We start from the raw sequence: 11,493 nt of genomic DNA, 5'->3' as shown, positions 1-11,493 counted from the left end.
TTTTTACACTATACAATTATAGAAATACCGTTTTAAGCAACTTCCCTAGCACCGATAGAAATGGAAATCCTTATTGTTTTTTCTTTAAAAACAATAAGATTGAAATGAATAGCGGGAAATAGCTCCTAACAAAGCTCATACTATATTATAGTATAAACTTTGATTTATCACAATTAATTAAGACTAAGGCAATCTACTTTCCCAATGCTGGTTTAACTGATCCAGATTTACAGGGTTAGCTGCTGGTTGATTTTGAAGTCTTCCAGTATCGAAAGCTTCTTGAAGTATATTCTCTATTAAATAGTCTTCATTAGTTTGGAATGGCAGGTATTGTGATTTCAAATCGATGTCAAAAACACTAGCTGCAGTATTTGACCAAAAAGCTTTCCATCCACTTTTTAAAGTTTTAATTAATTCATAGGTACTTTTTCCAGTTTGACGATGTATCAATTTAACTAAAATTCGACCCTGGCTGCGTGATAATTTTTTTAACCTTGCTTCAAATTCATTAGTAAGGTAATCTTCAACTATTTTAAAATATTTTCTTTTTTCTCTTTCAGAAGAAAGTCTAGCCATACCAACATTAAGACTCGTAAGTCTGTCAGCTGCTAATTTAGCATATGGATAAGTCTTATAAACTCTACTTTGTAATATCAAATATTGCTTTCTACCCTCTTCGTCTAATTTTGATTTTGAAATTATAATTTCAGGCAATTTAATTGTATCGTTTAAAAGACTATCCTTTTCAGTCAAAACATACCCCATAGCATTTGGGTTATATGGCACCACTTGACCGAAACCAAATAAAGAAATTAAAAATAAAATTGCTATAAAACAAACAGACTTCATACCTAATTATAATTTGATGTAAAATTATACATTATATACACAACTGTAATACCAAATTTATAATTTAGCAAAAAAATATTTTTATGAGCACAAAATCGATTTTAAACAATGAATCAATGGCTTTTTTAGAAAGCTACCTTAATAATGCTTCGCCAACAGGTTACGAAAGTAGCGGACAAAAAATATGGATGGAGTATCTAAAACCTTATGTTGACACATTTATTACCGATACTTACGGAACAGCTGTAGGAATTATTAACCCTGAAGCCGATTTTAAAGTTGTAATTGAAGGACATTCAGATGAAATATCTTGGTATGCAAATTACATAACAGATGATGGTTTGATATATGTGATTCGAAATGGAGGTTCTGATCACCAAATTGCTCCTTCAAAACGCGTGAACATTCATACTAAAAACGGAATTGTAAAAGGAGTTTTTGGATGGCCTGCAATACACACAAGAGGAAGAGGAAAAGAAGAAGCCGCTACACAACATAATATATTTATCGATTGTGGATGCTCTACTAAAGAAGAAGTTGAAAAATTAGGAATTCATGTAGGCTGTGTAATCACTTATCCAGATGAGTTTATCGTTTTGAACGAAAATAAATTTGTTTGTCGAGCAATTGATAACCGTATGGGTGGTTTTATGATTGCTGAAGTTGCTAGACTTTTACATGAAAATAAAGTAAAATTACCTTTTGGACTATATATTACTAATGCCGTTCAGGAAGAAGTAGGATTGCGTGGAGCTGAGATGATCACTCAAACTATCAAACCAAACGTTGCTATCATTACTGATGTATGTCACGATTCTACAACTCCAATGATTGACAAAAAAATTGAAGGTGAGACAAAAATAGGTAAAGGCCCTGTAATTACTTATGCCCCTGCAGTACAAAATAACCTGAGAGAATTAATTGTTTCAACTGCTGAAGAAAAAGAAATTCCATTCCAACGTTTAGCTTCTTCACGTGTTACAGGTACTGACACAGATGCATTTGCGTATAGCAATGGAGGGGTTGCTTCGGCTTTGATTTCACTCCCTTTGCGTTATATGCATACAACTGTAGAAATGGTTCATAAGGAAGATGTCGAAAACGTAATTCGTTTGATTTATGAAACTATCCTTAAAATAGAAAACGGAGAAACTTTCTCTTATTTCAAATAAATACTAAAAAAGTAATTAGGCTATACCTTTTCAAATAGCCTAATTACTTTTTATTAAAAATTTGTACAACTGAAAAAAAACACTTTTCTGTTATCTGTTATCATCTTCTTTTTTTCTCTACTTTTATAATATTGCTCACAATTTAATCAAGTAATTTACTCATCTTCAATAAACTAAAATATTGATAACTTGCACTATTATACGAATCCTTAATTTTTAAATTATCCAATTATTAAAAAATATTTTTTTTGTAGTAAAAAATTTATTTTTACTCAATCATAAAAAACAATAACTGGTAAAAAAATAATTTAAAAGCATTTTTTTTACAAAATATATTTTTTTCTTATATATTTACTAAAAAATGATAAGATAAATATTGTTTATAATATTACTTTTTTAGTCAATTAAAATCAGAATAGATTAAGTTAATTTTCATTTTATTGCTACTACACCTATGAAAGGAGCCAATGTTTTTATATCTTTTTTATTTTGTTTGTTTGTACAAAATGTACAATCCCAAACTCAAATTCAAAAAGTTTATATTACAGATAAAAAAGGGGAAAATTATGCTTATGTAAATGTTACCAAAACCTATGAGCGCATTGCTGAAAAGGGTTATAAATCTGTTGATTTATTCCAAAAACTTGGTAATATTTTTTACGCTGAAAAAAATATGCCTAAAGCAGCTAAATGGTACGGTGAACTTTTCTCATTAACCTACGATTTGGATATTTCATATTACCAACAATATGCTAAAGCATTGACTGCTATAGGTGACATAGAAAAGGCTAATTTCATTTTGGAAAAATTAAAAATTCAATTAATAACCCAAAAACTATAACTTCGAATTAAAAACTAAATTTCAAAGCAAAATAAAAAAAGATCAATTTCCATCCTTATCTTTTAACAAAATGAAATACGATAAAGGTTAATATTTTTCTATTAATAAAAAAAGAGTTTATAATTGGGGGATTATAAACTCTTTTTTTTGATATTAAGTTGATAGATTTGGGGCAAAATATCGTACTTAATTAAAAACCAATTCCAACCTTACTTTATATTTTCACAAAAATGTTTGTGTAGTATTTTTTTCCTGTTGTGGCGTCTTCTCGTATTGCAATTCCAAAATGAGTAAAATCACCTTCTATATTTTCTTTGTGAGTAGGACTATTTAACCAAGCTGTTACTGCCGCTAATGCACTTTTATAATTGTAAGCAATATTCTCTCCTACTGTTTTTGCTCCTAATACTTTTTTAATATTATTTGCTCTTTCCATAAAACCATCATGACTAGCCGCTTTCTTTTCAATCATGTAAAAATCGTGTTCTTCTGATTTTGAAGAAATATGATTGATTTTTTCCAAAGCTTTCAATCCAACACTCACTCTATGCTCATTGATTAGTTCTAATGTTTCTAATTCTAATTCAGAATAAGTATAATTTTCTACTAACAAAGATGTTGTTGAATCAGCAGTTTCTACTGTTGTGTCTGATGAACATGAATTCATTGTAAATAATACTGTAAAAAATACTATTAACGTGTGTAAATTTCTTTTCATAAGCTAGTAGTTTAAGTTTAAAGTAGATTGTGGGGCAAACTCTTTAAATAATTAGTTGTTGTTTTTATTTCTTATTCAAACATACAACGATTTATCGTTAAACTACAAAAAAAATCGATGAAATACATCTTTTAAATTGATAAAAAAGTAAAATCTTACATCAAGGAGCTAAACGTTCTCTATTCCAAGTATAATCTTCTTGAAGCGAATAACGAATTCTAACATGTAAAATATTTCTTTTACGAATAAAAAGAAATTCAAATCAAATTAAGAGCAATAGATAACCTAAGAAAGAACCTCCAATAACAATGAAAGCTGAATATATCTTTTTAAATTGAAAACTAATAAATAAACTTACTAAAGCAATACAAATTGTTCGCCAATCAGTAATAGTTTCAGAAGCCATTTGCAAACAAATTGCAATGATTATTGCAACAGATGAAACATTAACTGCATCTAAAAAAACGGTGAAACTCCTAGAATTTCTTAATCGATTTACTAAAGGATTTAAAAATGCAACAAACACAAATGAAGGTAAAAAAATGGCAACAGTAGCAAAAAATGCCCCAGTAGCTCCTTTCATTTGATAACCTACAAAGGTAACTGAGGAAAAAACGGGTCCTGGTGTGAATTGACCAACAGCAATGGCATCCATTAATTCCTGACGAGAAAGTAATCCTTTTGAAACCAACTCAGCGTCTAAAAATGCAAATAAAGCATAACCACTCCCATAAAGTATGGAACCTATTTTTAAAAAAATAAAAAATAAATTCCAATTGCTTGTAGTAACTAATGTATTTTGAAAAAGTGGAAAAAATCCAAATAGAATAGTATTAGCTTGAAGCGATGAGTTATTTTTTAACCTAAACCAAAATAACGCCAAAAATCCAGCCCCAAAAAGCAATATAATTTCATTATAATGTAGCAAAGAAAGCAATAAAACGATTAAACCAATTATTCCTAGCAAAATCGATTTTAAAGATTTTTTGGCCAATGGATAAACCGCACCTACAATAACCGCGATAATGGCTGGTTTGATTCCATATAAAAAAGGCTGAATTTGGGGCAATTGACCATAATCTTTATACAACCATGCCAATATCGTAGTAATAATAACTGCTGGAAAAATAAAACAAAGTCCCGAAACTAGAAGCCCCTTTACTCCTGCTCTTTCCTGACCAATATGAATAGCCATTTCAGTACTATTAGGACCTGGTATTAAATAAGTAGCTCCTAGCAAATCTAAAAAATGCTGATCATCTAGCCATTTTCTCTTAACAACTACTTCATTTTGCATCATTGCAATATGAGCAGCTGGACCGCCAAATCCAATTATACCTATTTTTAAAAAAAGTTGAGCAAGCTCTTTTAATCGCTGACTTTCAGACATAATAAATCTTTATACACTAAATTGTAAGCGAAAATAATAATTTCTGAATCGGAAAGAATTTAAAATACAAATCTTAACACAAGATTCATTTAATGATTTGAAATACAAACTCAAATCAATTTCAATCGAATAGGAATCCAAATTTCTTCTTCCGAATTAGGATCTCCTTTTCTGTATTTTTCTCCTAAAATTTCAAAATGCGGTCGGTTATCTACTACGTACTCCGAATTAGGAATCCAAGAACTAAAAATAGCATCAAAAAAAGCAGGAGCATCGCTACCATCTCCTTTATAATCAAATACAGCATAACAACCACTTGGAATTACTAAAGTATACATACTAACAGGAATAGTATCAAAATTACTTACTTCAACAGCAGCCCATTTTTCAAAATGAGTTAATGGATTAAATTGATCCCAAAAACCTTTAGGAAATTGCTGCAATGAAAATACATCACTTGAAACTGTGTTTTTTATTTCTTTTTTTAGAGGCATGAAACTTTGCCATAAAGGAACTGGATTATAAGTTGCATAATTCATCATTTGTTTGCAACCTATAATTTTTTTTTCAGTAAACTCAATTATCCTTGGCTTCATTGTTTTAAATTAATGATGTTAATTGATATTTAAGACTGAAACTCATTAACTTTTACTTCAATTGAATTAGTTGTTATTGCTAGCAACTCGCACTGATAATCAAGTAATTCTTTTTTAATTAAGAAATACCTTCTTGAAAGTAAAAAAATATAATTATTCAGGGCTGAATAAAGTATATTCAATTCTTCGTCAATATATTTATTATTCGCAAAATACACCCAATCCTCTTTCAAATATAATTCAAAATCATCTTTAATGGTTGGCGTAATTTCTTTTTGATATAATTCATTAGAGAGCATTTCTTTTATTTCATTTTTAAATTCATGCTCTAATTGATAAACTTTTTTAAAATTAGATTTAATCTCTTCAAATGGCGTAACCACAGCCACAAAGCTTGTTGCATTAATCAAATCATTATAATAATTCAGTCGCTTTTCATATTTCTTATCGTACTCAAAAAAGGCTTTATACTTTAAAATCAAAATTTCATCATTAGCCACTTTTTTTTCCATGTTATTAAAATATTGAAAAATAGCAATATCATTATTAGCGATGCTATTTCTTAATTGAGAGATTTCATTTTCTAATTTAGGAATTATTTCAGATGCTTCATTGGTTTTGAATTTATGTCCATCGTAATCAAAAGTTTTAACTTTAAATTCCTTATTTGCAATAGCTTTTAAACTATTTATATCATTTTCTAAACCAATCAATTCATAAACACTATCCACTTTCTCTTTACTGAATAGGGTTTCGAAAAGACTAATTACGGATGGTTTTTCTACAGACTCAACATCAAAATAAATTGGATTTTTATTATCATAATAGCCTTTATAAATACTATCAAAACTATTGTTTTTGAACTGCACTAAAAATTCATTTTTAAAATTTTCAAATGAAAAAAAAGCGAATGAATCCACATTTTCAACAGATGAAAAAATATGAGAAGTAAGTTTTTCTTGTGTTTTTTCGAAATCTTGAAACACAGAATTTGCTAAATCATCCTCTGCGTATTCTTTATGAATTTTTAGTTTTTCTAATTTAGTATTTCTATCGAGAGTAGATGGATGGGAAGCCCATTGATTTTCAATATTTAGTTTTGATTTATTGAACTTGTTAATCTCTAAATCGGTTACAACTGGTAATGCATTTTTAAATTGTAATTGATTATCATTTGCAATATGATTAAGCACAAAAGAATGTTCTTTATAAATATTTTGAGATTTAAAATTAGCACTTAATTTATCATTGTAAAAACTGATTACTGAATTGTATGCTGAATCTACCAAATCCATACGTAATAAAGATTCTTGCAAGGATTTACTACCCGCGACATTTGCAGCGACTTCATCAGCATGAAATTCCATTTCTCTTGATAAAGCCAAATAACTAATATTAATTAAGCTGTACATTTTTTTTAAGATCCATTGTATGCCCCTAATAATCGCAACAGCAATACTCAAAAAAAAGGAAATATAACCACTTGAATTTCCCCAGTTTTGAATGCTAGTATCAAAAGAATCATTTTCATATAACATATTGAAAATAATTTGGTTCACATAATACACATAACTTCCCACTTTCATGCTTTTTTGTGAAAAATGACCAAATTCATGTGCCAAAATGCCTTTTAATTCTTGTTTAGAAATAGCATTTACTAAACCTACTCCTATTTGAAGATTTTTTTTAACCGGAAAAAACAAACTCCAAAAACTGGAATCATAAAAAACACTTGCATTTACATCCGATGATAAATATATTTTTTTGGGAAATGTAGTACCTACTTCTTCAACAATTTCATTAATAAATTGAAATAATTTCGGTTCATTTTCTTTTGTTATTTCTATTAAATGACTTCTGTCTACCGTATGTTTTTTAAATAGAAACTTGAACAAAAATGCTAAAATAAAGACACCCAAACTAACTAATCCAACTCCAATCATTAAAGTATAAAAAGTAGGTTTTGTTTTTATTAGATAATAACTTCCCAACACACATAAAAATGTCAATCCTATAGCTAATAAAATTAAAGTTATGTAAACAATCACAAACAGAAAAATGCTCAAAATGGCTCTAACAGTCATTTTTTTAAAACTCTGGGATACAGCAACTACCATAATTTAGTCTTTCAAAATTTTAATTATTTCTAAAAAATAGTAGTTTAAAAACTATTTCCTATTAATTAACTATCGGGGCAAATGTAAGATAAATAAGCTTTAAATTGTAATGAAATTTGTTTTTTTCTTACAAATAAACACCAATAACCGCTATTTTATATTTAAAAAATTTCACTAATAAATATAGTAAGTCTCTATCATTATCAAATTAAGTTTTCGAATTAAAGAACGAAAATTTATCATAAAATTAGGAATTGAACCGCTGTAAAATGACTAATTTGCACAATGTACGAGCGAATTTAACGTTCAAAAAGCTATAAAATCCTAAATCTTTATATTTACAATTATGGATCAAATTAAAATACTTTGGGTGGATGATGAAATTGATTATCTAAAACCACATATCCTTTTTTTAGAGAAAAAAAACTACCATGTTACTACTTGTAACAACGGACTCGATGCCATTGAAATATTTGAAAACGAGAACTTCGATATTGTTTTCCTTGATGAAAACATGCCCGGAATGAGCGGTTTAGAAACCCTTTCGGAAATGAAAGAGAAAAAAAGTGCCATTCCCATGATTATGATTACTAAAAGTGAGGAAGAATACATCATGGAAGAAGCCATTGGTGCAAAAATCGCTGATTATCTGATTAAACCTGTAAATCCTAATCAGATCTTGTTGAGTTTAAAAAAGAACTTGGATAACTCTAAACTAATTTCTCAAAAAACCACACTGGATTACCAAAAGGAATTTAGAAAAATTGCCATGGAAATGGGAATGGTCAACAGTTATGAAGATTGGATTGAATTGTACAAAAAACTATTATTCTGGGAATTACAACTAGAAGACATTAATGATCAAGGAATGATTGAAATTCTAGAATCTCAAAAAGTAGAAGCAAATTCTCAGTTTGGAAAATTCATAGAACGTAATTATGAAGATTGGTTTTTACCCAAAGCCGATGCTCCAATTCAATCACACACCTTGTTCAAGGAACTAGTAGTTCCTGAATTGAAGAAAAAAGAGAAACCAGTTTTATTTATCGTTATCGATAACTTGAGATATGATCAATGGAAAGCTTTTGAAAGCGTAGTAGCCGATTATTATAAATTAGAAAAAGAAGTTCCCTACTACTCTATATTGCCTACAGCAACACAATATGCTCGAAATGCTATTTTTTCAGGATTGTTGCCTATAGATATGGAGAAAAAACATCCTGATTTATGGAAAAACGATCCAGATGAAGGTGGTAAAAACCTGTTTGAAGCCGAATTTTTAGAAGCACAATTAAAGCGATTGAATTTGGATATTAAATCTGATTATTTCAAAATTACCAATATGGCTTCGGGTAAAAAGCTTCTCGATAATTTTAGAGCGTTAAAAGACAATGATCTAGTCGCAATTGTATACAACTTTGTTGATATGCTTTCGCATGCTAAAACAGAAATGGATGTCGTAAAAGAATTAGCTCCAGATGATAAAGCCTATCGTTCCTTAACTCTAAGTTGGTTTAAAAACTCTCCATTATTGGAAATCATTCAACAAGCGCAAAAATTAGGTTTCAAATTGATTTTGACTACAGATCACGGAACAATCAATGTAAAAAACCCATCGAAAGTTGTGGGTGACAAAAACACTAGTTTAAACCTTCGTTATAAAACAGGACGTAGTCTTACGTACGAACAAAAAGATGTTTATGTTGCAAAAGACCCTAAAAAAATTGGTCTTCCAGCCATAAATATGAGCAGTTCTTTTATTTTTGCAAAAAATGATTTATTCTTAGCTTATGTTAACAATTACAATCATTATGTGAGTTATTATAAAAATACCTATCAGCATGGAGGTATTTCGCTTGAAGAAATGATTATTCCGTGTTTGATATTTAATCCTAAATAGTACTTTAGTCCTTAGTGATTAGTATTAGTAATTAAAAAACTAAAGGCTAAAGACTTTTGACTAAGGACTTTAAAACTAAAAATATGGAAATCACTTTTGCATTAGAAGAAATAAACAATGTAGCTGTCCAAGTTGTGGCAGCGCAACCAAAAAAAGTAATTCTGTTTAATGGTGAAATGGGTGCAGGTAAGACAACCTTTATCAAACAATTGTGCAAAACATTAGGTGTTACTGATGCTACTTCTAGTCCTACTTTTTCATTAGTTAATGAATATGAAGCCGCTAATAATCAACTAGTTTATCATTTTGATTTTTACCGTCTTAAAAAAGAAACTGAAGCACTGGACATGGGTGTAGATGATTATTTATATTCAGGAAATTGGTGTTTTATAGAATGGGCAGAAAACATAGCTAATTTAATTCCGGAAAATCATTCCAGCATAACTATAGAGGTGCTTCCTGACGGGAAAAGACTTTTAAAACTAGTTTAATATTGTTTTTAAAACCTGATTTTCAACGATTTAAAATAAAAACCATATCTCTTTTTCCGAATTTACTTCTTAATAAAAAACGCCAAAGCTTATAAAAATAAAACTTTATGTTAATTAATAATTTGGTTACTACTTTTATCAGATTATAAAGCTTATTTTTTTAATCTTTTTGTGTAATTTTACTTTTTAATTGTACTGAAAACGATGTCAATATCTATAACTCCATTTACAAGACAACAGCTATTACCTCAGGAAGAGAAACTAGAAGTAGCTAGAAAAAAAGGCGAACTATTTATTGGTATCCCTAAAGAAACTAGTTATCAAGAACGTCGTATCTGCTTAACACCTGATGCTGTAAGTTCATTAGTAAGTCATGGTCATCGAGTTATGATTGAATCTGGGGCTGGAGAAAGTGCAAGCTATTCAGACAAAGAGTATTCTGAAGCGGGAGCTGAAGTTACAAAAGATACTCAAAAAGTCTTTGGCTGTCCAATGATTCTAAAAGTAGAACCACCAACGATTTCCGAAATCAATTTGATGAATAATCAAACTATTTTACTTTCGGCCATCCAATTAAAAACAAAAAGAAAAGAATATTTTGAAGCATTAGCCAAGAAAAAAATTACGGCTTTGGCTTTTGAATATCTAAAAGATGTTGATGATACTTATCCTGTTGTAAAATCATTAAGTGAAATTGCTGGGACGGCCTCCATATTAATTGCTTCCGAATTGATGATTGCCAGTACAAATGGTAGAGGGTTACTCTTTGGAAATATCACCGGAGTACCTCCTACAGAAGTTGTAATATTGGGTGCAGGAACTGCTGGAGAATTTGCGGCAAGAGCAGCTATTGGATTAGGAGCCAATGTAAAAGTGTTTGATAATTCCATAACCAAACTAAGAAGACTTCAAAACAGTTTAAATGAACGCATTTTTACTTCAACCATTCAACCGAAGGCTTTAATGAAAGCACTAAGACGCTGCGATGTTGCCATTGGTGCTATTCGTGGTTTAGAACGATGTCCAATTGTAGTAACTGAAACAATGGTTGAACACATGAAAAAAGGAGCTGTAATTGTAGATGTCAGTATCGATATGGGTGGTTGCTTTGAAACCTCTGAAGTTACTACACACGAAAAACCAACATTTATTAAAAATAATATTTTACACTACTGTGTACCTAATATTCCTTCCCGTTACTCTAAAACAGCATCCCTTTCCATAAGCAATATTATTACTCCTTATTTGCTAAAAATTGCCGAGGATGGCGGCCTTGAAAGCGCTATTCGATGCGACAAAGGTTTGAAAAACGGTGTCTATACCTACCACGGAATCTTAACCAATAGAGCCATTGGCGAATGGTTTGATTTACCTAACAACGACATCAATTTAATTGTGTTTTAAGTAAACTTTAAATTA

Annotated in this window: 11 protein-coding genes; 5 read left to right on the top strand and 6 right to left on the bottom strand. The window is 29.7% G+C overall.

The window, feature by feature from the left end:
* Positions 1-183: 183 nt before the first annotated feature.
* Positions 184-849 carry a DUF4294 domain-containing protein gene (locus tag ACFPTQ_RS16005; RefSeq protein ID WP_379778978.1) on the bottom strand — a complete coding sequence of 222 codons (666 nt, stop codon included), beginning with the start codon at positions 847-849 and terminating at the stop codon, positions 184-186.
* Positions 850-932: 83 nt separating this feature from the next.
* Between ACFPTQ_RS16005 and ACFPTQ_RS16000 the strand changes: the two genes are divergently transcribed.
* Positions 933-2,021: a M42 family metallopeptidase gene (locus ACFPTQ_RS16000; protein WP_379778975.1), complete on the top strand. Its 1,089-nt coding sequence runs from the start codon at positions 933-935 to the stop codon at positions 2,019-2,021.
* Positions 2,022-2,475: 454 nt separating this feature from the next.
* Positions 2,476-2,862: a flagellar motor protein MotB gene (locus tag ACFPTQ_RS15995; RefSeq protein ID WP_379778972.1), complete on the top strand. Its 387-nt coding sequence runs from the start codon at positions 2,476-2,478 to the stop codon at positions 2,860-2,862.
* A gap of 214 nt (positions 2,863-3,076) precedes the next feature.
* On the opposite strand, the gene ACFPTQ_RS15990 is transcribed toward ACFPTQ_RS15995, so the two are convergent.
* The 5 genes from ACFPTQ_RS15990 to ACFPTQ_RS15970 all read right to left on the bottom strand — a co-directional run bounded on the left by ACFPTQ_RS15990 (position 3,077) and on the right by ACFPTQ_RS15970 (position 7,683).
* Positions 3,077-3,580 carry a CAP domain-containing protein gene (locus ACFPTQ_RS15990; RefSeq protein ID WP_379778969.1) on the bottom strand — a complete coding sequence of 168 codons (504 nt, stop codon included), beginning with the start codon at positions 3,578-3,580 and terminating at the stop codon, positions 3,077-3,079.
* A 160-nt stretch (positions 3,581-3,740) separates the two neighbouring features.
* Positions 3,741-3,812, bottom strand: a complete 72-nt coding sequence (locus ACFPTQ_RS15985) for a pyridoxine 5'-phosphate oxidase C-terminal domain-containing protein (protein WP_379778981.1) — start codon at positions 3,810-3,812, stop codon at positions 3,741-3,743.
* A gap of 30 nt (positions 3,813-3,842) precedes the next feature.
* Positions 3,843-4,970, bottom strand: a complete 1,128-nt coding sequence (chrA, locus tag ACFPTQ_RS15980) for a chromate efflux transporter (RefSeq protein ID WP_379778966.1) — start codon at positions 4,968-4,970, stop codon at positions 3,843-3,845.
* 110 nt (positions 4,971-5,080) lie between these two features.
* The gene (locus ACFPTQ_RS15975; RefSeq protein ID WP_379778963.1) at positions 5,081-5,566 is read right to left on the bottom strand and encodes a GyrI-like domain-containing protein; all 486 of its coding nucleotides are present in this window, start codon (positions 5,564-5,566) and stop codon (positions 5,081-5,083) included.
* Between the two features lie 29 nt (positions 5,567-5,595).
* Complete coding sequence (locus tag ACFPTQ_RS15970; RefSeq protein ID WP_379778960.1) at positions 5,596-7,683, bottom strand: M48 family metallopeptidase; 2,088 nt, start codon at positions 7,681-7,683, stop codon at positions 5,596-5,598.
* Positions 7,684-8,029: 346 nt separating this feature from the next.
* Here ACFPTQ_RS15970 and ACFPTQ_RS15965 point away from each other — a divergent pair, with 346 nt between their 5' ends.
* The 3 genes from ACFPTQ_RS15965 to ACFPTQ_RS15955 all read left to right on the top strand — a co-directional run bounded on the left by ACFPTQ_RS15965 (position 8,030) and on the right by ACFPTQ_RS15955 (position 11,478).
* Positions 8,030-9,583, top strand: coding sequence for a response regulator (locus tag ACFPTQ_RS15965; protein WP_379778957.1), 1,554 nt, complete (start codon positions 8,030-8,032; stop codon positions 9,581-9,583).
* A gap of 83 nt (positions 9,584-9,666) precedes the next feature.
* The gene (gene tsaE, locus ACFPTQ_RS15960) at positions 9,667-10,074 is read left to right on the top strand and encodes a tRNA (adenosine(37)-N6)-threonylcarbamoyltransferase complex ATPase subunit type 1 TsaE (protein ID WP_278035715.1); all 408 of its coding nucleotides are present in this window, start codon (positions 9,667-9,669) and stop codon (positions 10,072-10,074) included.
* 204 nt (positions 10,075-10,278) lie between these two features.
* A complete protein-coding gene (locus tag ACFPTQ_RS15955; RefSeq protein WP_379778954.1) occupies positions 10,279-11,478 on the top strand; it encodes an alanine dehydrogenase in 1,200 nt (399 codons plus the stop codon).
* The last annotated feature ends 15 nt before the right edge of the window (positions 11,479-11,493 follow it).

Source organism: Flavobacterium sp. GCM10022190, assembly GCF_042656445.1.
GTDB classification, from domain to species: domain Bacteria; phylum Bacteroidota; class Bacteroidia; order Flavobacteriales; family Flavobacteriaceae; genus Flavobacterium; species Flavobacterium nitratireducens.
Note: the sequence above shows the minus strand (reverse complement) of the source record. Positions and strands in the feature narration are given on the sequence as shown.

What these genes read in the sequence shown, in the direction of transcription:
- ACFPTQ_RS16005 (WP_379778978.1), bottom strand. Translation starts at nt 849, where the DNA reads ATGAAGTCTGTTTGTTTTATAGCAATTTTATTTTTAATTTCTTTATTT.
- ACFPTQ_RS16000 (WP_379778975.1), top strand. Translation starts at nt 933, where the DNA reads ATGAGCACAAAATCGATTTTAAACAATGAATCAATGGCTTTTTTAGAA.
- ACFPTQ_RS15995 (WP_379778972.1), top strand. Translation starts at nt 2,476, where the DNA reads ATGAAAGGAGCCAATGTTTTTATATCTTTTTTATTTTGTTTGTTTGTA.
- ACFPTQ_RS15990 (WP_379778969.1), bottom strand. Translation starts at nt 3,580, where the DNA reads ATGAAAAGAAATTTACACACGTTAATAGTATTTTTTACAGTATTATTT.
- chrA (WP_379778966.1), bottom strand. Translation starts at nt 4,970, where the DNA reads ATGTCTGAAAGTCAGCGATTAAAAGAGCTTGCTCAACTTTTTTTAAAA.
- ACFPTQ_RS15975 (WP_379778963.1), bottom strand. Translation starts at nt 5,566, where the DNA reads ATGAAGCCAAGGATAATTGAGTTTACTGAAAAAAAAATTATAGGTTGC.
- ACFPTQ_RS15970 (WP_379778960.1), bottom strand. Translation starts at nt 7,683, where the DNA reads ATGGTAGTTGCTGTATCCCAGAGTTTTAAAAAAATGACTGTTAGAGCC.
- ACFPTQ_RS15965 (WP_379778957.1), top strand. Translation starts at nt 8,030, where the DNA reads ATGGATCAAATTAAAATACTTTGGGTGGATGATGAAATTGATTATCTA.
- tsaE (WP_278035715.1), top strand. Translation starts at nt 9,667, where the DNA reads ATGGAAATCACTTTTGCATTAGAAGAAATAAACAATGTAGCTGTCCAA.
- ACFPTQ_RS15955 (WP_379778954.1), top strand. Translation starts at nt 10,279, where the DNA reads ATGTCAATATCTATAACTCCATTTACAAGACAACAGCTATTACCTCAG.